Source organism: Methylobacterium sp. Leaf112, from assembly GCF_001423295.1.
Classification (GTDB): domain Bacteria; phylum Pseudomonadota; class Alphaproteobacteria; order Rhizobiales; family Beijerinckiaceae; genus Methylobacterium.
In genome coordinates this window covers 20,610-41,443 of the sequence record NZ_LMNG01000015.1, presented here as the reverse complement: position 1 = coordinate 41,443, position 20,834 = coordinate 20,610, and the positions used below count along the sequence as shown (strand labels likewise).

The window sequence follows — 20,834 nt, the reverse complement described above, 5'->3', positions numbered from 1 at the left end:
GATCGCGCCCAACCTCCTGAAGCAGCAGTTCTCGGCGGCATTGCCCAACACGGTCTGGCTCGCCGACATCACCTACCTCCCCACCGGAGAGGGCTGGCTTTACCTGGCCGCCGTCCTCGATCTCGCCACGCGAAGAATCGTCGGTTGGTCCATGCGCGACCACATGCGGACCGAGCTGACATCGGCCGCCTTGATGATGGCCACCCAACGGCAGCGACCGGCCGCTGGGCTCATCTGTCACTCGGATCGCGGCAGCCAATACGCCGCCGAGGCCTACCGAAAGCAGCTTGCCGACATGAAGGCGACGCCCTCCATGAGCCGTACGGGCTGTTGTTACGACAATGCTCCCATGGAAAGCTTCTTCCACACACTCAAGGTCGAACTCGTCCACCAACGACGAGGGGCGACCCGGGACGAGGCCCGACGCGACCTGTTCGCCTACATCGAGGGCTACTACAATCGGCAGCGCATCCACTCGGCGCTCGGTTATATCACGCCCGAGCAAGCCGAGCGGAATGCAAGCTAAACCCCGTGTCCGCGAAAGCGGGGGAGGATCAGTTCCGCGTCGGCGCCGATCTCGATAAGGCGCAGGTCCTGGTGCAGAACCGGGTGGCCCTCGCCCAGCCACGCCTCCCGGAGGTCGTCCGCCGCATCGGCGTGACCGTGGCGAAGAACGCCCCCGACTTCCTGCTCGTCGTGCAACTCGTTTCGCCCGATCGGAGCCGGGATCGGCTCTATCTGTCGAACTATGCGCTTCAACGCGTCGTGCCGGTGCTGAGCCGGCTGCCCACCGTCGGCAGCGTTCAGCCGGTGGGCGCGCGCGAATACGCCATGCGGATATGGCTTGATCCGAACAAGGTCTCGGAGATGGGCATGTCCGCGATGGAGGTCGTGGACGCGCTCCGCGCGCAGAACGTCCAGGTCGCCGGCGGCGTGCTCGCGCAGCCTCCCGCGCCCTCCGGCCGGGTATTCCAGCCCTCGATTACCGTGCAGGGCCGGTTCCGGCAGCCGGAGGAATTCGAGAATCTCATCATCCGCAACACCGACGGCGGCCGCGTCGTCCGGCTGAGGGATGTCGGCCGCGCCGAACTCGGCGCACGGAACTACGGCACCAACGCCTACATCAACGACTCGGCCGCCGTCGCCCTGCTCGTCTTCCAGCGCCCGGGCACGAACGCGCTCCAGGGCTCCGAAACGATCCAGGCCACGGTGGCGGCGCTGGAGCGCGATCGGCCCTCGGGCGTCGAATTCCGAATGACTTACAATCCGATCGAGTTCTTCGTACGCACGTCGATCAAGGCGCTCGAAGTGACGACCTACGAAGCCATCGCCCTCGTCGTCCTTGTGGTCATCGTCTTCCTGCAGAACGTGCGCGCCACCGTCATTCCGCTGCTCGCGATCCCGGTGTCGCTCGTCGGCACGTTCGCCGCCATGGCGATGCTCGGCTACACCATCAACACGCTGACCCTGTTCGCCCTGGTTCTGGCCGTCGGCATCGTCGTCGACGACGCCATCGTCGTGGTCGAGAACGTCGAGCGCTACATCGTCGAAGGCCTGTCGCCGAAGGACGCCGCCCGAAAGACCATGGACGAGGTCGGCGGAGCCCTCATCTCCATCGCGCTCGTACTGACCTCGGTCTTCGTGCCGACGATGTTCATCGTCGGCATCTCGGGCGAATTCTTCCGGCAGTTCGCCGTCGTGATCTCGGTCGCGACGCTGATCTCGGCGTTCAACTCGCTCTCGCTCAGTCCGGCCCTGGCCGGCCTCCTTCTCAAGCCGCATCACCCCCACACCGGCGGCAAGGCCACTGTCTTCGCGAGGCTGCTCCGGTCCGGCGAAGTCCGCGGCGTCGATCCGGGCCGAAGTGAACAGACGCGTCGCCGACATCACCGGCGCGCAGATCACCGTCATCGCCCCACCGACCATCCGGGGATCGGAGCCTCGGGCGGCTTCTCGCTCCGAGTTCAGGACCTGAACAACAACGGCCCCGTCGCGCTGGCGCGCGCGACCGACGACCTGCTGGCGGCGCTGAAGGCGGATCCCCGCATCCTGCTCGCGTTCACGCCGTTCTCGACCAACGCGCCGCAATTCTTCGTCGACGTCGATCGCACCAAGGCCGAAATGCTGAGCATGCCGGTTCAGAACGTTCATTCGACCCTCGAGGCCTATCTCGGCAGCGCCTACGTCAACGACTTCAATCTGTCCGGGCGGACGTATCAGGTGATCGCCCAGGCCGAGGGACTGAGCCGCCTCGACGTCGAACAGATCGGCCGTCTCAAGGCCAGAAGCGACACCGGCGCCATGGTGCCGCTCGACTCGGTCGCGTCGTTCAGCACGCAGAGTGCGCCGGATCGCGTGCCGCGGTACAATCTGTTCCCGACCGCCGAGATCATAGGCTCGGCCGTCCCGGCGGTCAGTTCCGATGCGGCGCTCACCCTCGTCGACGAGATCGCCGCCCGAACGTTGCCGGAAGGGTTCGCGATCGAGTGGACGGAGCTGTCCTATCAGCAACGCCTCGCCGGAGGCGGCATCGTCACCTTCCTGTTGAGCGTCGTCTTCGTCTACCTCGTCCTCGCGTCGCAGTACGAAAGCTGGACGTTGCCGCTCGCCGTCGTCCTCATCGTGCCGATGTGATTGCTGTCGGCCATCAGCGGCGTCCTGTGGATGGGACAGGACAACAACATCCTGACCCAGAACATCCTGACCCAGAACATCCTGACCCAGGTCGGCCTCGTCGTCCTCGTGGGCCTCGCCGCCAAGAACGCCATCCTCATCGTCGAGTTCGCCCGCGACCTGGAGAACCAGGGGCGATCGATCGTCGACGCCGTCGTCGAAGCCGGCCGCCTGAGATTGCGACCGATCCTGATGACGTCCCTCGCCTTCATCCTCGGCGTCGTCCCCCTGATGATCGCCAAGGGCGCCGGAGCCGAACTGCGCCACGCCATCGGAACGAGCGTGTTCTTCGGCATGGTCGGCGTCACAGTCTTCGGACTGATCTTCACCCCGATCTTCTACGTGTGCCTTCGCGACCTGGCGAAATCGAAACTGACGGCTCGCATCTTCGGCCCCTGAGACGACCTCCGTCGCGATCGATCGAGGCCGGTGCCCGTCCCCTCCGGGGTGGGGGGCTCTGCCCGGCGATCGGCACGCGCAGGGCCGCCCATGTGGATCGCGCCTCGCACGGCGTGCCCGCCCTCGCGGACGGGCGCCCATGGAATCCGTCACCGAGCATGGGGTCCGTCATCGGGAAGGTGTCGCCCGTACGCATGAGCATGGGTTCGGGCCCAATCGACGAAGGGATCCGTATCGCGAAGGACCGGTGCGGGAAGGCGCGCTCAATAATGCGGCGGCGGTGGTTCCGGCGCGTTCGAACCGGGACGGTGGCCCGCCTCCTCGACCTCCTCGACGAGTTTCGCCATCCGCCGCGACAGGGCATCGATCTGACGCCACTGCGCCGTGATGGTGGCGTTGAGGTCGTCGATGACGGCGTCCTGCTCGGTCAGGCGCATCTCGAGGGCGTCGATGCGGGTGCCGAGATCGGGGTCGCTCGTCGCCGGATCGCGCATCGCCGGGTCGATCATCGCAGTGTCTCCGGAGCGTGGTCTGGCCTTTCGACCAGGGCGGGGCCGAGGGCGATGCGACCGTCGAAGACGAAGCAGTCGCCCGTCCAGCGGTTCTGCGCATCCGGCACCGTTTCGAGGTAGCGCAGGATCCCGCCCGCCAGGGTGTGGACTTCGGAAAAGCCGCGCGCCCGCATGTAGGCTCCGGCCTTCTCGCAGCGGATGCCGCCGGTGCAGAACATCGCCACCTTCGGGTGCGCCGCCGGGTCGAGACCGTCCACGTAGGCGCGAAACTCGCTGAACCGCCTCGTGCCGGGATCGACGGCCCCGGGAAAGCTTCCCAGGGCGACCTCGAAGGCGTTGCGGGTGTCGATGAGCAGCAGCCCCGGCGTGTCCAGGAGCGCATTCCAGGCCTCGGGGGCCACGGGACTCGCCGGCGCCAGGGCCGGATGGGTGGCTCCGCCGTCGAAGGTCACGATCTCGGGTTTCACCCGCACCTTGAGGCGCCCGAACGGTGGGGCCTCGGCCGAGGACATCTTGACCTCGACGGCGCCGAAATGCGCGCCGAACGGCGCTCGGGTGCGCAGGGCGTCGAGGAAGGCTTCGATGGCCGGCGCCGCCCCCGCCACCGTGCCGTTGATGCCCTCGCGGGCGAGCACGAGGGTGCCGGTGATCCCGAGGCCACCGCACAGGGCTTCCAGGGAGGCACGCAGCGCCAGCGGATCGGGCAGATCGACGAAGCGATAGAGGGCGGCGACGGTGAGCATCGCGTCGGCATAATCCGGGGCCGCGCATGGGGCAAACCCGTGCGGCCTCCTCACGGGGCCGCGACCCGGCTCACGGGGCCGCGACCCAGCTCACGGGGCCACGACCCGGCGCAGGATGAAGGTGGTGCCGACTTCCGGGTCGCGGCGCCAGCGCCCGTCGCCCGTGGGGATCAGCGTGACCGTATGCCCGCGCCGGGCGGTGAGGGTGAGCCGCCCCCGCGCGAACTGCCAGGACACGGGATTGAACACGCCGAGCCCGGTGTCGCGGCATCCCTCGAGGATGCGGACCGGGGCGGGCGGCCGGGCCGGCGTCAGCTCCAGCCGGCAGGTATCGGGGTCGCGGTACCGGTCGAGGGTATAGATCCCGGCCGGCGGCGGCTCGCCGCCCAGGTCCGTCTCCGGTGCCGCCGGACGCTGGGCGTCCGACCGGGACGCGGCAGATTCCGGTCGCGCCGGCTCCGGCACGGCCGGCAGCATGGCGAGGATCTGGAGGGGGACGAGGCTGTACTGCTCGCCGGATTCGGTGGTGGCGGCGAGGCTGCGCGCGTCGGGCCGGCGGGTGAAGGGCAGGACCGGCCGCACGTTCCTGTCGACGAAGCGCAGGGTGCCGTCGGTGAACAGCCAGCCGGCGACGCCGTTGAGCACCGGCAGGGCCCGGCGGCACCCGGCGGGGAAGGACAGCCGCCGCCCCGCCTCGCCGCTCTCGCTCGACAGGGTGATGACGCAGCGCCGGGTGCTGCCGTCCCGCGACAGGTCCCAGGTGCCCGGCACCCCGGCGATGTCCTTCGGCAGGCTCTCGACGAAGGGCGCGGCGGGCGCGACCTCGGGCGCGGCCACGCCCTGCGGATTCTGAGGGGGGGAGGCCTCTAGCGGCGGCTGCGGCGGTTGTGGAGCCTGCGGCGGTTGCTGAACCTGCGGTGCTTGCTGAACCTGCGGTGCTTGCGCGAACACCGCGCCGCCCACCGTGAGGACCGAGAGGAAACCGAGGATGCGGGCCGGCGCGCGGGGGCTCACGCGCCCGCGCTCCGAAACGTCTCCGGCCCGGGTGTCTCCCGCCCCGCTGTCTCCCGCACTGGCGTCTCCGGCACCGGCGTCAGCGGTCCCCGGCCGTCGAACCAGTGGAGCAGGTTGTCGACGACGAGGCGGCCCATGGCCTCGCGGGTGTGGACGGAGCCCGAGCCGACATGGGGCAGGAGCACCACGTGATCCAGGGCGACGAGGTCGGCCGGCACGTGCGGCTCGCGTGCGAAGACGTCGAGCCCGGCCCCGAGGATCGTCCCGTCGCGCAGGGCCGCGATGAGGGCGGCCTCGTCCACCACGCTGCCGCGGGCCACGTTGATCAGGATCCCCTCCGGACCGAGGGCGGCCAGCACGGCGGCGTCGACGAGGCCGTCCGTCTCCGGTCCGCCGGGCGCCACCACGAGGAGCACGTCGACGGCCCGGGCCATGCCGAGCAGCGTGGCGTGATAGGTGTAGGACACCTCCGGCTGCCGGCGGCGGCCGTGATAGGCGAGGGCGACGCCGAAGCCTTCGAGCCGCGTCGCGATGGCCCGGCCGATGCGCCCGAGGCCGAGAATGCCGATTGTGCGCCCGCGCAGGGTGGGGGTGAGGGGGTAGGGCCGGGTCGGCCAGTGGCCCGCGCGCAGGTAGCGGTCCGCCTGGGGGATCTGGCGCAAGGTGGCGAGCAGCAGGCCCATCGCGAGGTCGGCGACCTCGTCCGACAGCACGTCGGGCGTGTTCGTCACCACCACGCCCCGTGCGGCGGCCGCGGCGGTGTCGATGGTATCGTACCCGACGCCGAAGCTCGCCACGATCTCGAGGTTGGGCAGGCGCGCCAGGAGGGCGTCGTCCACGGGCGCCTGCGCGCCCGTCGCCATGGCGCGGATGCGCGGGCCGATCTCGGCATAGAACGCCTCCGCGTCCGGAGCCGTGTCGGCCCGGTGCAGGGTGAAGCGCGTCGCCAGGGCTTCCATCACGCTCGGCTGCATGGGTTTGAGCAGCAGCAGATCGACGGGCGTCATGGCGGACCTTCGGGACTCCGGTGCGCGACCCCGGCGGGGTGCCCTTCCGCTTTAGGACTTGGGCCGGGACCGGTCCAGTGAGCCGGCGCGGGTCCCCACAGCCGACGCCCGCCGCCCCACCCCGGCATCGTCCGAGCCGATATGCGAAAACCGCGCCGCAGCCATCCGCCAGAGGGGACGGGCGCCCCACTTTCGCCGGACGGTCTGGAATACTACTAAAGGGAGAACCGGGTGCCCAAGCCCGTCTTCCAAGCCCGTCTCCCAAGCCCGTTCAGAAAACGCGAAGACAGCCCGATCATGACCGCGCCGCGCACCCTCTACGACAAGATCTGGGACGACCACGTCGTCGATGTCGAGCCGGATGGCACCAGCCTCCTCTACATCGACCGCCACCTCGTCCACGAGGTGACGAGCCCGCAGGCGTTCGAGGGGCTTCGCGTCGCCGGGCGCCGGGTGCGCCACCCGGAGAAGACCCTGGCGGTGGTGGACCACAACGTCCAAACCTCGGACCGCAGCTTCGGCATCGAGGACCCGGAGAGCCGCATCCAGCTGGAGGCGCTCGCCGAGAACGTGCGCGACTTCGGCATCGAGTTCTACGACGCCCTCGACCGGCGCCAGGGTATCGTCCACGTGATCGGCCCCGAGCAGGGCTTCACCCTGCCGGGCCAGACCATCGTGTGCGGCGACAGCCACACCTCGACGCACGGCGCCTTCGGGGCGCTCGCCCACGGCATCGGTACCTCGGAGGTGGAGCACGTGCTCGCCACCCAGACGCTGCTGCAGAAGAAGGCGAAGAACATGCGCGTCACCGTGGACGGCACCCTGCCGCCCGGCGTGACGGCCAAGGACATCATCCTGGCGATCATCGGCGAGATCGGCACGGCCGGCGGCACCGGCTACGTCATCGAGTATGCGGGCTCGGCCATCCGCGCCCTCTCGATGGAGGGCCGGATGACCATCTGCAACATGTCCATCGAGGGCGGCGCGCGCGCCGGCCTCGTCGCGCCCGACGCCACCACCTTCGCGTATGTCGAGGGGCGTCCGAAGGCCCCGCGGGGCGAGGCGTTCGCGCGTGCGCGCGCCTATTGGGAGACCCTGGTCTCGGACGAAGGCGCGCATTTCGACCGCGAAGTGCGGCTCGACGCGGCGAACCTCCCCCCCATCGTCAGCTGGGGCACGAGCCCGGAGGACGTGGTCTCGATCTCCGGCGCCGTGCCGGACCCGGCGACGATTCTCGACGAGAACAAGCGCCAGTCGAAGGAGAAGGCCCTCGACTACATGGGGCTGGTTCCGGGCACGAAGATCACCGACATCGCCATTGACCGGGTGTTCATCGGCTCCTGCACCAACGGCCGCATCGAGGATCTGCGCGCCGTGGCGAAGGTGGTGGAGGGCCGCCAGGTCCACGCCAGTGTCTCCGCCATGGTGGTGCCGGGGTCCGGCATCGTGAAGGCCCAAGCCGAAGCGGAAGGCCTCGACCGCATCCTCAAGGCGGCGGGGTTCGACTGGCGCGAGCCGGGCTGCTCCATGTGCCTCGGCATGAACGCCGACCGCCTCAGCCCCAACGAGCGCTGCGCCTCGACCTCCAACCGCAACTTCGAGGGCCGTCAGGGCCACCGGGGCCGCACCCACCTCGTCTCCCCCGCCATGGCGGCGGCGGCGGCGGTGGCGGGGCACTTCGTCGATATCCGCGACTGGCCGAGCGCCTGAGGGCAGGCGACACGGCGCGGCGTCCGCAGGGACGCCGCGCCCCGACGCGGACCGGACCGACCGTTTCGTGCGCCACCTCAAAATCACGATTGACGGGTGCCCCCGCGCCGCCTAAACGAACCCACGTCGGCGCCGCACGCGGCCCCGACAGGCCCAGGTGGCGGAATTGGTAGACGCGCTGGTTTCAGGTACCAGTCTTGCAAGAGGTGAAGGTTCGAGTCCTTTCCTGGGCACCATCAGTTGGCTAAGCCGCTGATCCGCAAAAAGCATTTGATCTTGAAGGGTTTTCTCCGCATCTGACTGTTCAACAGATGCGTTCAACATGCCCCTTCGGATGCCGCGCCCCATGAAGCGGCAAGGCAGCACCGCCCACCAACTCATCCAGCGCATCTCGGCTGACGTGCTGCCGAAGGTTCGCGGACGGCTCCTCGCTATTCCAATGGGGGATAGCGTGGTCGAGAAGACCATCACGGCCAAGGATGCGGATGTTCGCACCTCCCTGCGGACCCGAGACCCTCAAGAGGCGAAGGCTCGTCAGGCGGTAGCCGTTGCGTACCCGGAGGGTGTTTGGCGTTCCGTGCGCGAGGGACCAAAGCGGCTCACCCACAAGGAGACGGTGGCGCTCGCTGGGGAGGCGTATCGAACCCTCGTAGTGGCCTGCCGCCGGTTCCGTAGACACCCAGTCTGGGTTTCATGATGGAAGCGGAGGTGTGGGGTGCAGCCTCGCAAGTTTGGTCGAGAGTTCAAGGTCGAGGCGGTTCGGCTGATCAAGCAGCGGGGCGTTTCGGTCGCGCAAGCTGCCCGTGATCTGGACGTGCACGAGAACGTCCTGCGCAAATGGATCAAGGAGTTCTCGTCCGATCCGGCCGAGGCGTTTCCCGGTCCTGGGCAGATGAAGGCCGAGCAGGTCGAGATCGAGCGCCTGCGTAAAGAGGTCGCCCGTCTGAAGGCGGAGCGCGATAGCCTAAACAAGGCCGCGGCGTACTTCGCGAGTGATGCGATATGAAGTTCGCCTCCGTGGTCAAGCATCGCTCGATCTGACCGGTTGCGTGGATGTGCAACGCCCTCGACGTCTCCCGGTCCGGCTCCCATGCTTGGCTCACCCGGCGGGCAAGCCGGCGAGTCCAGGACGACGCCGCGATCCTGTCGAAGGTGCGGGCGAGCTTCGCGGCAAGCGACCGCACCTATGGAGCGCGTCGGATCTGGCACGACGTGCTCGCGGACGGCATCAACTGCAGGCTACATCGGATTGAGCGGCTCACGCGAGAGAACGCCTTGCGGGCCCGGCCACGACGGCGCAGCCTGCCCAAGGATGATGGTGAGCGCTCCGTCGTCTCCCCCGACATCCTGGATCGACAGTTCGAACCGGATCGGCCGAACCAAAAGTGGATCGCCGACTTCACATACATCTGGACGGCGGAAGGTTGGCTTTACGTGGCGGCCGTCATCGACCTGTTCTCACGTCGGGTCGTGGGCTGGTCGATGCAGGCCAGCATGACAACCCAACTCGTCACCGACGCTAGGCTGATGGCTGGCTGGCGCAGGGGCAAGCCGAATCCCCTGCTGCATCACTCGGATCAGGGCAGCCAGTATACGAGCGAACCGTTCCAGCGCCTCATGGCGGATCACGGCATCACCTGCTCCATGAGCCGATCCGGAAACGTCTGGGATAATGCCGCGATGGAGAGCTTCTTCTCGTCGCTGAAAACCGAACGGACGGCTCGAAAGACATACCGCTCGCGGGACCAGGCTCGGGCCGACGTGTTCGACTGCATCGAACGCTTCTACAATCCGGCCCGCCGGCACTCGACCCTCGGCTACGTCAGCCCGATCGAGTTCGAAAAACAGGCCCAATTAGCTTAAGAGCGTGTCCACGGAACCGGCAGCAGGCCAGTCCTACTCCGGCCGGAGGAACCGGCCACAAGCCTTCCAGCTCTCGCGAGAGGATGACCACCAGGATTCCCCGCCGGAACCTGCCTGTTTCGCCCCGCTCGGCTCCGGCTGGGCGGGGCTTTTTGCGTTTCTGGTCACCCGTGGTGGGAGCGGTCCGGTGTCATGCGCGCCCGTGAACAGAGAGACCTTGAACGGACGCACACAGGGAACGTCGCCCTTGAAAATCAGAGACCTATCAGGGCTTCCCAAGCTGAATATGCGGGTTCGATTCCCGCCGACCGCTCCAAGCTATCGCGGTGAAGCATCAGCTTTTCTTGCGTGCTGCTTCTGATCGCGAGTTCCCCAGTGACTTGGCCGGTATTTTGGACCGAGCCGACTGAGAGGCTACTGCATCGTGTCGGCAATGGGTAGCCGGAAGGTTAGTAGGGGACTCATTGTGGCCTGTGCGACGAAGTAGGATACGAGCGCAACGGCCGCCAGTTAGTTGCAGGACAAGCGATCATAGCGGGTTGCGACACGCCGCGAATTCTTGAGATGTCCAAACAAGCGCTCGATCCGAGTGCGCTGCAGGCAGGCGATCCGATTGAACTCGAAGGCCATGGTTCGGGTGGCCGTTGCAGGATGGCGGCACTCACCCGGTGGCGCTTCAGCCAATCCCTCGGGCTCCGTGCGTCGTAAGCTTTGTCGGCGATCAGACGTCTGGGTGGGACGACAGCCCGAAGCAGCGGCAGCGTTCCACTGATGTCGGACACGTTGCCGAGCGTCAGGGAGACCGCTCGGCCAAGCATTGGACTTTACTCCTCGAACCGCCGCGCGAGCGGGCGATCGTCTGGCTCCGGTCTTAACCTTTTCGCCGGATGCCGAGCGGTCTGCCTTCGCGTGCACGGCATCGAGCATCCGCTCGTCGGACATGCGGCCTTTGGCGCTGTTCTGAGAAACAGGCACTGCCGGACCCTACGCTGCGAGCCCCCGTTGTAGTGATCGTGGACCGTCGTGTCGCGAGCCGTAAACCGAGGGCGTAACCTGCCACCGGTACCCATCTTCAGGACGTGCAGGTTACTGACCGATGACTTGTCTTTAATTGACCCGAGTTTTACCCGGTTGACCGTGGGGCAGGTGCGGTTCGATCCACGCCCAAACGTCATCCGAGCGTCGACAGCCCTTGCCCCCCCCCCCCGATTCTCCGGGACCGGAAACTTCAAACCTAAGACAGAGTACCCGAGCAGCGGCAATCGGCTGTATGAGCTGCCTCCCTAGAACTCCATGTCGAGTTCTTCGATCTCGTCGGGCTCGGCCAGGGCCGAATCCAGCCATTCCTGCATCAGGGGCCAGGCGAGGATGGTGTCGCGGTAGGCCGCGGTCGCGCCAGAGACCGGGACGTCGTAGGTCACGAACCGGGTGCAGACGGGGGCCAGCATCGCGTCGGCCAGGCTCGGCGTCTCCCCGAACAGGTAGGGGCCGGAATAGCGCGACAGGCACTCGTCCACGATGGTGACGATCCGGTCGATGTCGCCGCGCGCGCCGTTGAAGATCTTGAACCCGGTGTGGCGGGCCTTGAGATTCATCGGCAGGGCCGAACGCAGGTTGATGAAGCCGCCATGCATCTCGCCCGCGATGGACCGGCAATGCGCCCGCGCCACGGCGTCCTTCGGCAAGAACCCGGCCTCCGGTCGAATCTCGTTGAGGTATTGGGCGATGGCCAGGGTGTCCCACACGACGATCTCGCCGTGGCACAGGCGCGGCACCAGGAAGGACGGCGAGAGGTGGAGCAGCTCCGCCCGGGTCGAAGCATCGTTGCCCGAGAGCAGTTCCGTCTCGAAGTCGAGGCCGGCCATCCGGCAGACGAGCCAGCCGCGCAGGGACCACGACGAATAGTTGCGACTCGAGATGGTAAGTGTCGCCGCTGGCATGGGGGTCCCCCGGTGTTTCTGGTCGACCGCGTGCGGAGCACACGGGCCGAGGCTGGTGGCGATCCAAGACTCGTGCCGAACCGCGAGAACGGCAAGCCGATTGGGCCACGGAGTGGAGATCGTGCCTCGCCGGCCCCGATCCGGGCAAAAGCGTGAACGCTTCGGCAGGGTGAGCCGCCGAGATGTCATGCCGGAACCGAGACGTCATGGCGGATCCGCGCTGCGCCGCCGTGCAATGCTCGCACAATCGAACGGGCACTATGGTGCGGGAGTGCACTATTTTTCTGCCCGGGAGTCGAGGGGCGGGATCGGTTCGGACCGGAGGGCGTCGGTGATGCAGGTGTACAACAGCCCCGGGGGATCGCTCGGCAGGCCCGTTGCGTTGATCGCTCGCCTGGCTCAGCCTAGCGCCCCATCGGTGGCGGGCCTTTTGCCTGGTCCGTCCTCTGCGGACGTTCCGCGATCCGGTCGTTCGTGTAGGAGTTCAGGCTTCATGCTTTATCGTGCCTTCGATGCCCAGACGGATCTGGCCGAGCAGACCCGTGCGTGGGGTCGACTCGTCCACGACGCGGTCTCACCCTGGACCGCCGCCGGATACCGCGAGCCGATGAATTGGTGGTCGGCTGGCGCCCGCATGATGATGCGCGCGGGCTTGACCTTCACGCGTCCCGCTTACGGCATCGACACCGTCACGGTGGGCAACCGCGAGGTCGCCGTGACCGAGGAGGCCGTCTTCGCCACGCCGTTCGGCACCCTGTTGCGCTTCCGCAAGGACGTCGACACGCCGCAACCGCCGGTCCTCGTTGTGGCGCCCCTGTCGGGCCACTTCGCCACCCTCCTGCGCGGCACCGTGCGGACGTTGCTCGCCGACCACGACGTCTACATCACCGACTGGCACAACGCCCGAGACGTGCCCCTCGAAGCCGGTGCCTTCGGCTTCGACGACTACGTCGATCACCTCGTGCAGTTCCTCGGCGCCATCGGCGAGGGTGCCCACCTCGTCGCCGTGTGCCAGCCGGCCGTGCAGGCTCTGGCCGCCGCCGCCGTGATGGCCCAGTCGAAGGATGTCGCGCACCCGCGCAGCATGACCCTCATGGCCGGACCGGTGGATTGCCGCATCAGTCCGACTTCGGTGAACCACCTCGCCACTTCGAAGCCCATCGCGTGGTTCGAGAAGAATCTCATCGCCACCGTGCCCCAGCGCCACAAGGGGGCGGGCCGACGGGTCTATCCCGGCTTCATGCAGGTCTCGGCCTTCGTCTCCATGAACGCCAAGCGCCACATGCAGGGTCACGCCGATCTGTTCTGGCATCTCGCCAACGGCGAGACCGAGAAGGCGCAGCAGATCGAAACGTTCTACGACGAGTATTTCGCGGTCCTCGATTTGGCCGCGGAGTTCTATATCGAGACCGTCCGGACAGTGTTCCAGGATTACACCCTGGCCAAGAACGAGCTCACCTACCGGGGCAACCCCATCGACATGCGGTCGATCCGGCGTACCGCGCTGATGACCGTCGAGGGCGAGCGCGACGACATCTGCGCGGTCGGCCAGACAATGGCGGCTCACGACCTGTGTACGGGTCTGCCGCCGCACATGAAGAGCCATCACCTCCAGGCGGGCGTCGGCCATTACGGCGTGTTCTCGGGCCGGAAGTGGGAGAGCCAGACCTATCCGCTGGTGCGCAACTTCATCCAGTCGCACGCCTGACACATCGACGTCGGAATCGCGTGCCGGCGGTTGGAAGTGGCGGAGGCTTCGTGTATGAGCCTCACCCAAGTGCAGTTTCTGCGCCGATTCGAGGCCGTCCGACCGACGTCCCGCCCGGAAGAGAATTCCGGGTCCGGGGCATTTGTCGGTTCCATCCTCCTTCCAGGACCGCGATTGGCCCCGGGATCGGCGCTGTTCAACAAACCTATGTCTCAGAGGATCTAGACCGTTGCAGGTACTCGTTCGCGACAACAACGTTGATCAGGCTCTCCGCGTCCTCAAGAAGAAGATGCAGCGCGAGGGCATCTTCCGCGAGATGAAGCAGCGCAAGGCTTACGAGAAGCCCTCCGTGCGCAAGGCTCGCGAGAAGGCAGAGGCCGTCCGCCGCGCCCGCAAGCAGGCGCGCAAGACCGCCATCCGCGAGGGCCTGATCGCCGCTCCGAAGCCGAAGCCCCGTTTCGGTGCCGGTGCGCCGCGTCGCCCGGGCGGTTCGCCGTTCGCCCCGACCGCCCCGACCGTGCTGCCCCCCGTCGGCGGCGCCGCATCCTGAAATCCCGTCGGTTCGATCCCTTCAGGATCGGACCCGGTCACGAAAAAGCCCGGCCGCCTCGCGGTCGGGCTTTTTCGTTGTCGGAACGGTACCGCCGCAGGGATGAGCGGCGGTGCGTGAGAACTCAGGCTGCGCGGACCGCCACGGTGGCGTGCTCGGCCTGGACCAGGACGTCGAGGGCGCGCCAGGGCTTCTGCATGTAGACCGCCCGGCTCGGGATACGCCCGGCACCCTTGGCGTCGCCGCCGGAGGTCAGCACCACCCGCACGTCCGGCCACCGGCGCCCGACGGCCGTGGCGAGGTCGATTCCGTCCATGCCGGCGCCGAGGCGTACATCTGCGAACAGCAGGGCGACGTTGCCGCCGGAGCGTTCGAGCACGGAGATCGCCGCCTCGGCGCTGTCACAGGCGATGACATCGAGGTCGCTCTCTTCGAGCACGGCCGTCGCGAGGTCGCGCACGGCAGCGTCGTCCTCGACCACGAGGGCGATCGGACAATCTGGCAGGGGCTGGGCCATGAAGTCTCCTTCTCTGTTGAAGCGAAGTCGGGCTCTGTTGAAGCGAAGTCGGGGTTGAATCGAAGGCAGGTCGTCGGCGCGACGGCGTGCGTTGGTACCGATCGAGGAGACAATCGGTTCGAGCGCTGATTCTCTGTGAGTGATGCTGCGCTGCCACGTCTTGTTGGACAAGGGTCGCAAGTGCGAATTCGGCTATGCGGTTCCCGCAACCGTCGATCCCGGTCGGGCATCCGTGGTCCTTCGCGCCGCCGTCATCGTCTTCTCGCCACGGTGTGGGTCCATCGCAGGGATGCGGTGCGTCTCTTGCATCGAAGCGGCACAGCCTCGGTCCGGCGGCGGGTTAACGTTCTGTTCACCACGATCGCCCGAGTGTCGGGGCTTCGATGACGAAACGGCAGGTGCGCGAAGCGGGGTCGCTCACCGGCGGATGGGAGGCGCCCCGCCCGAATCCCACAGGAGGTGTCTGCCTGCCATGTGCCGTTTTCTCGCCTATTCCGGTGACCCCGTCTTCCTGACCGACCTCGTCTGCGCGCCGACGCATTCGCTGGTCCACCAGTCGCTGCACGCGACGGAGGCGAAGACCGAGACCAACGGCGACGGTTTCGGCATCGGCTGGTACGGCGAGCGGGCCGAGCCCGGCCTCTACCGCGATGTCTGCCCGGCCTGGTCCGACGAGAACCTCGTCAACCTATGCCAACAGGTGCGGGCGCGGATGTTCTTCGCCCATGTCCGTGCCTCGACGGGCACGGCGACGACGCGGGCGAACTGCCACCCCTTCGCCCATGGCCGGCACCTGTTCATGCACAACGGGCAGATCGGCGGCTACCACAAGATCAAGCGCCGTCTCGAAGCCCTCATCCCCGACGATCTCTACGATGTCCGGCGCGGCACCACGGATTCGGAGGCGATCTTCCTCCTGGCCCTCGCCAACGGCCTCGCCGAGGACCCCGTCGGTGCGATGGCCCGTACCCTCTCGATCGTGCGCGATCTCATGCAGGCCGCCGAAGCGGCCGAGCCCCTGCGCTTCACCGCCGTGGTCACGGACGGCGAGACCCTGACCGCCTACCGCTGGGCCTGCGACGGGCGGCCCCCGAGCCTGTATTACCGCCAGACCGAGACCGGCCTCGTGGTGGTCTCCGAGCCCATCGACGGGTGCCGCGAAGGCTGGAACGTGGTGCCGAAGGGCGGTACCCTCCAGGCGACGCGCGGGGGCAGCGTGGTTCTGCGCGGACCCGATCAGGCCGTGGCCGAGCGCATGGCGGCCTGACGTCCGGCGCGGCGCCGCACGGGTTGCGGGCGGCGCGCGAAGGGCGGACAACCCGCGCAGGTCCAACTGCGCGGGAGCCGACGATGACGTATCCGAACGTGAGCCTGCACATCGCTGGTGCCTGGGCCCAGGGCGCCGGCGGCGAGACCCTGCCGGTCCTCAACCCGGCCACCGGCGAGACGCTCGGCACCTGCGCCATCGCCACCCCGGCCGATCTCGACCGCGCGCTCGCGGCCGCCGCACGCGGCTTTGCAGCCTGGCGTCGGGTCTCGGCGTTCGAGCGCGGCAAGACCATGCGCAGGGCCGCCGATCTCCTGCGTCAGCGCGCCGACGGCATCGCCCGCATCATGACCCTGGAGCAGGGCAAGCCCCTGGCCGAGGCGCGGATGGAAACCCTGGCGGCCGCCGATGTCGTCGACTGGTTCGCGGCGGAGGGGCAGCGCGCCTACGGCCGCATCATCCCGGCCCGCGCCGACGGCGTCGTCCAGATGGTCCTGCGCCAGCCCGTGGGGCCGGTGGCGGCCTTCACCCCCTGGAACTTCCCCATCAACCAGGCCGTCCGCAAGGTCTCGGCCGCCCTCTGCACCGGCTGTCCGGCGATCCTGAAGGGACCGGAGGACACCCCGGCGAGCTGCGCCGAACTCGTACGCGCCTTCCTCGATGCCGGCGTGCCGGGCGACGTGCTCTCGCTCGTCTATGGTGATCCGGCTGCGATCTCGGGGTATCTCATCCCGCACCCGGTCATCGCAAAGATCTCGTTCACGGGCTCGACCGCGGTCGGCAAGGAACTCGCGGCCCTGGCCGGGCGCCACATGAAGCGGGTGACGATGGAGCTCGGCGGCCATGCCCCGGCCCTCGTCTTCGCCGACGCCGACATCGAGCAGGCGGTGGCCGTCCTCGGCGCCAACAAGTTCCGCAATGCCGGACAGGTCTGCGTCGCACCGACCCGCTTCCTCGTCCACGATTCGATCTATGAAGTGTTCCGCGATCGCTTCGTCGCCTTCAGCGAGGCACGCAAGGTCGGCGACGGTCTCGATCCCGAGACCACCATGGGGCCGCTGATCCATGCCCGGCGCCTGGAGGCGATGGAATCCCTCTGCGCCGACGCCGTCGCCCGCGGGGCGGACCTGCGGACCGGGGGGCACCGCATCGGCAACCGCGGCAACTTCTTCGCCCCCACGGTGCTCTGCGACGTGCCGGTCGAGGCCCGCATCATGAACGAGGAGCCGTTCGGGCCCGTCGCGCTGATCCAGCGGTTTTCCGACGACGAAGCGGCATACGCCGAGGCCAACCGCCTGCCCTACGGTCTCGCGGCTTATGCCTACACCCGCTCCGGCACACGGGCAACCGAGGTCGCCGCACGGGTTCACAGCGGGATGATCGGCATCAACCACCACGGTCTGGCCCTGCCCGAGACGCCGTTCGGCGGCGTCGGCGATTCGGGCTACGGCAGCGAAGGCGGCTCGGAGGCCATCGAGGCCTACCTCACCACGAAGTTCGTGAGCCAGGCGAGCGTAGGGGGCTGAGGGCGGGACTTCGGAGCTGCGCGTCCCTCCGCTGGGTCGGTCGGATGATACGTAATACCAACTCCCATTGATCAGCACGCATGTGCCCATTGGCGCAATCCGATGGAGGTGATGCGCCAGGGCTGGGCGATAATCCTGTTCCAGGCGTCGCAACAGTGGTCGAGGATGTCGGCATAGGATCGGAAGAAGCGATTGCCGACCCAGTTGTCCTGCATGAACTGCCAGAGGTTTTCGACGGGGTTGAGTTCGGGTGAGCGCGCCGGCAGGGGCAGTAGGATGATCTTGACGGGGACGGGCAGCTTCCTAGTGGTGTGCCAGCCGGCCTGATCGAGCAGGAGCACGGCGTGGGCACCCGGAGCGACGGTCGCAGCGATCTCTTCGAGGTGATGGGCCATGGCTTCGGTGGTGCAGCGGGGCATGACCAAGCCTGCGCCGACGCCCCGGGCCGGACAGATCGCTCCGACGTGGCGTGGGGGTGGCCGGCGAACGCGGTGACGATCCGGCCTAGCGGGTCGTCGGGCGCAAACGCCACACGCTGACGGATACGGACGGCCGCCTCCTCGTGGCTGCGGTCTTACCCGCTGACCTGCAAGACAGCCACGGCGCGATCGCCCTGCGTCGCGCCTCGCGCGGACTGTTTCCCTTTTTGGCGCACTGCTTTGCCGACCGTGCCTATCGAGGCGAGCGCGTTGGCGCTGCCACAACCATCACGGTCGACATCGTCGAACCCAAGGAGGGCCAGAAGGGCTTTGCGGTGCAGCCCAGGCGGTAGGTCATCGAGCGGACGCTCAGTTGGATCGCCCCCTGCCGCAGCCTCTTCGCGACCATGAGGCTACTCCGTCCTCTGCGCTCACCTGCTTCGTCCTCGCCGTAGCTTTGATCCTCGTCAGACGGATGGCCCGAGCCTTATGAAACAGGGTCTCACAGCATCTGGTAGATCGAATGTTAGCGCTGTGGGAATGGGCAAAAACTTCTCGCCTCCTTGGCGAAGGTTGGCATACGATGGGAGGCGAATCAAAGATTTGATGCACACAGCGTGTTACCCATGCTGCCTCGAGTGTATCGATGTGGAGCATTAGTTCTATGGCAGTAATTACCGGTACTTTTGGGGCTGATGTATTGGTCGGTGGTCCAGAGGACGATGTAATCAACGGGCTTCCCGGGAATGATATAATTACCGGCGGTGACGGGAACGATACCGTAAATTATGAAGCGCCATTAGGCGGATTAGATAAAACCGATCTTGGTTCGGGATTTGATACGGTAAATGTCCTTGCAAATACACCGCCGATAAAATTTAATCAATTTCAAACTAGACTTACGCTAGAGTCGGACGGGGTTGGAAATGGCAGTCCTCTGGCTGGAAATACGTTAACAAACCCAAACGGCGATTTGGCCGTGTCCATTGAAAGAACATCTTCTTCATACCTGAGCGGATATACTGATTATAATTTTACTGGAAATGGTGCTCGGTTTGATGATGAAGGCATTACATTTGAGTCCGGGGCTGGTCTTTTTGTCCAAGAGCGCGGCTCGAACATAAGTTATGGCAGCGGGTTTATTTCAGTAATTCTTGGAACGTCCGAAGACGATACCCTTATTGCCGTCCAGGACACGCGGCCCCAATATATCAATGGCGGTATGGGTAGTGATAATATTACCGGCGGTCTAGGCAACGACTACATTGTTGGCGGCGCTGGGAACGATAGCCTCTACGGCAGCGATGGTAACGACTTCATCAATGGCGGCGTTGGTAGCGACATTCTCGATGGCGGCGCCGGCAACGACACCCTGACGGGCGGCCAGGGCAACGACACGATCTTCGGAGGCGCCGGTGACGACACCGCAACCTTCAACGTCTCAACGGATGGAGCTGACAGCGTCGATCTTGGCGATGGCTCCGATCTCGTCAATGTGGTTGCGGCTGCCGCTGGACAAGTGCGGCTTAGCTTCACCTCGGCTGAAGTTGGCAACGGCAACATCAATGATGGCGGTACGCTGGCCAATCAGGACAGCGGCTTCGCTGTGCGCCTCCAGGCCGAAGGCGCAGACGACACGCTCACCGGAGCGGTCAGTCGATTCGATGATGAAGGCATCACCTTCGCCGCGGCACCTGGCACAACCTTCGACGTACGTGATCTCGTCTCCGGCGTTCAGCGTGGCGACGGCTTCGAATTCGTCACGCTCGCGACATCCGGTAATGACACCCTCGCTGCCACCCAAGACGCACGTCCGTATTACATCAACGGCGGCATGGGTGCCGACGTCATCACCGGTGGGTCTGCGAACGACTTTCTTGTCGGAGGCGCTGGCAATGATGCGCTCTCGGGCGGTGCCGGCAACGACACCTTCATCGGCGGTGGCGGCAATGATCTCCTAGACGGGGGTTCAGGCATAGACCGGGCGATCTTCGCCTACACGCTCGGCTCGGCGACCCTTGGCCGAAGTGCTGATGGCTACGTCACCATCACAGGCGCGGAAGGTACTGATACCCTACGCGGCATCGAGCAGTTCCAGTTCAGCGACCGCACCGTCGACGTGGCAGACGGCTCTCCCCTGGTGGACGACCTGTACTACCTCAACCGCTACGGCGATGTCGCCGCCGCGGGTCAGGATGCCGACGCGCACTATGCAGCGTACGGTGCTGCCGAGGGCCGTGACCCGAATGCCTTTTTCTCCACCAGCGGGTACCGCACCGCCAATCAGGACGCAGTTCAAGCCGGGACGGATGCCCTCTCCCAGTACCGCGACGCGGGCTTCAAGCAGGGCCGCGATCCCGGCGCGTCGTTCGACAACGAGTACTACCTCGCTCGCAACCCGGACGTGGCCGCGGCCGGTCTGAATCCGCTACAGCACTACATCGAGTACGGCCAGGCGCAGGGCCGCTCGATCAATGAGGCCATCGGTCGAACTGCAGACCTCAAGGGTGGTGCCTTCGATGCGGAGTTCTACCTCCTGTCATATTCCGATGTCGCTGTGGAAGCGGCGAAGACGGGTGACAGCTTCGCCTACGCCCGCAACCACTTCGAGCAGTACGGGTGGAAAGAGGGCCGCGATCCGAACGCGGTATTCGAGGCCCAAGCCTACCTCAATGCCTACACCGACGTAGCGGGGGCCAACATCAATCCTCTAACCCACTATGATCAGTATGGGTGGAAGGAAGGACGCGACCCGTCCGTCGGCTTCGACTCCTCGAACTATCTGAAGGCCTATGGCGATGTCACGCTGGTTGGGCTCAACCCAATGCAGCATTTCCTGCAGTACGGCTTGTATGAAGGGCGCTCGAACTTCGCCGACGGTACTTTCGGCGGCGGGCTTATTGGTTGATCGCGGACGGGGCCAGGGGCGACCTCGGCCCGATCGGCATGCGAATCCCCTTCGGGCCGGGCCAGCGCGGTGATTGGC

General features: G+C 66.5%; 14 protein-coding genes, 1 tRNA gene and 5 pseudogenes. 12 read left to right on the top strand and 8 right to left on the bottom strand.

The window, feature by feature from the left end; translation table 11 throughout:
* The 3 genes and pseudogenes from ASF52_RS09360 to ASF52_RS23715 all read left to right on the top strand — a co-directional run.
* On the top strand, positions 1-526 hold a 526-nt coding region (locus ASF52_RS09360), incomplete at its 5' end, for an IS3 family transposase (protein ID WP_156630022.1).
* 32 nt (positions 527-558) lie between these two features.
* A pseudogene (locus tag ASF52_RS23720) lies at positions 559-1,827 on the top strand (efflux RND transporter permease subunit); the annotation flags it as partial.
* Positions 1,822-3,072, top strand: a pseudogene (locus tag ASF52_RS23715) (efflux RND transporter permease subunit). The pseudogenes ASF52_RS23720 and ASF52_RS23715, both read left to right, overlap by 6 nt.
* A 263-nt stretch (positions 3,073-3,335) precedes the next feature.
* On the opposite strand, the gene ASF52_RS09345 reads toward ASF52_RS23715, so the two are convergent.
* The 4 genes from ASF52_RS09345 to ASF52_RS09330 form a co-directional block, all read right to left on the bottom strand.
* Positions 3,336-3,566 carry a SlyX family protein gene (locus tag ASF52_RS09345; protein ID WP_056171141.1) on the bottom strand — a complete coding sequence of 77 codons (231 nt, stop codon included), beginning with the start codon at positions 3,564-3,566 and terminating at the stop codon, positions 3,336-3,338.
* A gap of 11 nt (positions 3,567-3,577) precedes the next feature.
* On the bottom strand, positions 3,578-4,327 hold the full coding sequence (trhO, locus tag ASF52_RS09340; protein ID WP_056171127.1) for an oxygen-dependent tRNA uridine(34) hydroxylase TrhO: 750 nt from the start codon (positions 4,325-4,327) through the stop codon (positions 3,578-3,580).
* 90 nt (positions 4,328-4,417) lie between these two features.
* Positions 4,418-5,341 (bottom strand): AprI/Inh family metalloprotease inhibitor, encoded by a 924-nt coding sequence (locus tag ASF52_RS09335; protein ID WP_244473760.1) that lies wholly within the window; start codon positions 5,339-5,341, stop codon positions 4,418-4,420.
* A complete protein-coding gene (locus ASF52_RS09330) occupies positions 5,338-6,348 on the bottom strand; it encodes a 2-hydroxyacid dehydrogenase (RefSeq protein WP_056171124.1) in 1,011 nt (336 codons plus the stop codon). The genes ASF52_RS09335 and ASF52_RS09330 overlap by 4 nt, the downstream gene beginning before the upstream one ends.
* 297 nt (positions 6,349-6,645) lie before the next feature.
* Here ASF52_RS09330 and leuC point away from each other — a divergent pair, with 297 nt between their 5' ends.
* The 3 genes and pseudogenes from leuC (at position 6,646) to ASF52_RS09305 (ending at position 9,921) form a co-directional block, all read left to right on the top strand.
* A complete protein-coding gene (leuC, locus tag ASF52_RS09325; RefSeq protein ID WP_056171123.1) occupies positions 6,646-8,058 on the top strand; it encodes a 3-isopropylmalate dehydratase large subunit in 1,413 nt (470 codons plus the stop codon).
* Positions 8,059-8,209: 151 nt separating this feature from the next.
* Positions 8,210-8,294, top strand: a tRNA-Leu gene (locus tag ASF52_RS09320).
* Between the two features lie 479 nt (positions 8,295-8,773).
* Positions 8,774-9,921 (top strand): annotated as a pseudogene (locus ASF52_RS09305) (IS3 family transposase).
* A gap of 510 nt (positions 9,922-10,431) precedes the next feature.
* On the opposite strand, the pseudogene ASF52_RS22515 reads toward ASF52_RS09305, so the two are convergent.
* Positions 10,432-11,079: pseudogene (locus tag ASF52_RS22515) on the bottom strand (IS5 family transposase).
* Between the two features lie 125 nt (positions 11,080-11,204).
* Positions 11,205-11,861: a glutathione S-transferase family protein gene (locus ASF52_RS09295; RefSeq protein ID WP_056171114.1), complete on the bottom strand. Its 657-nt coding sequence runs from the start codon at positions 11,859-11,861 to the stop codon at positions 11,205-11,207.
* A 493-nt stretch (positions 11,862-12,354) separates the two neighbouring features.
* Between ASF52_RS09295 and ASF52_RS09290 the strand changes: the two genes are divergently transcribed.
* A complete protein-coding gene (locus ASF52_RS09290) occupies positions 12,355-13,569 on the top strand; it encodes a polyhydroxyalkanoate depolymerase (RefSeq protein WP_056171112.1) in 1,215 nt (404 codons plus the stop codon).
* Between the two features lie 229 nt (positions 13,570-13,798).
* The gene (gene rpsU / locus ASF52_RS09285) at positions 13,799-14,119 is read left to right on the top strand and encodes a 30S ribosomal protein S21 (protein ID WP_056171108.1); all 321 of its coding nucleotides are present in this window, start codon (positions 13,799-13,801) and stop codon (positions 14,117-14,119) included.
* Positions 14,120-14,243: 124 nt separating this feature from the next.
* Here rpsU and ASF52_RS09280 read toward each other — a convergent pair whose 3' ends face one another.
* Complete coding sequence (locus ASF52_RS09280; protein WP_056171103.1) at positions 14,244-14,636, bottom strand: response regulator; 393 nt, start codon at positions 14,634-14,636, stop codon at positions 14,244-14,246.
* 472 nt (positions 14,637-15,108) lie between these two features.
* Between ASF52_RS09280 and ASF52_RS09275 the strand changes: the two genes are divergently transcribed.
* Both ASF52_RS09275 and ASF52_RS09270 read left to right on the top strand, forming a co-directional pair.
* Positions 15,109-15,903, top strand: coding sequence for a class II glutamine amidotransferase (locus ASF52_RS09275; RefSeq protein WP_056171100.1), 795 nt, complete (start codon positions 15,109-15,111; stop codon positions 15,901-15,903).
* An 83-nt stretch (positions 15,904-15,986) separates the two neighbouring features.
* Positions 15,987-17,429 carry an NAD-dependent succinate-semialdehyde dehydrogenase gene (locus tag ASF52_RS09270; RefSeq protein WP_056171099.1) on the top strand — a complete coding sequence of 481 codons (1,443 nt, stop codon included), beginning with the start codon at positions 15,987-15,989 and terminating at the stop codon, positions 17,427-17,429.
* Positions 17,430-17,500: 71 nt separating this feature from the next.
* On the opposite strand, the pseudogene ASF52_RS09265 reads toward ASF52_RS09270, so the two are convergent.
* Positions 17,501-17,950 (bottom strand): annotated as a pseudogene (locus ASF52_RS09265) (transposase); the annotation flags it as partial.
* Positions 17,951-17,991: 41 nt separating this feature from the next.
* On the opposite strand from ASF52_RS09265, the gene ASF52_RS23710 reads away from it, so the two are divergent.
* Positions 17,992-18,201 carry a hypothetical protein gene (locus ASF52_RS23710; RefSeq protein WP_056171093.1) on the top strand — a complete coding sequence of 70 codons (210 nt, stop codon included), beginning with the start codon at positions 17,992-17,994 and terminating at the stop codon, positions 18,199-18,201.
* A 311-nt stretch (positions 18,202-18,512) separates the two neighbouring features.
* Positions 18,513-20,756 (top strand): calcium-binding protein, encoded by a 2,244-nt coding sequence (locus tag ASF52_RS09255; protein ID WP_156630027.1) that lies wholly within the window; start codon positions 18,513-18,515, stop codon positions 20,754-20,756.
* Positions 20,757-20,834 lie beyond the last annotated feature (78 nt).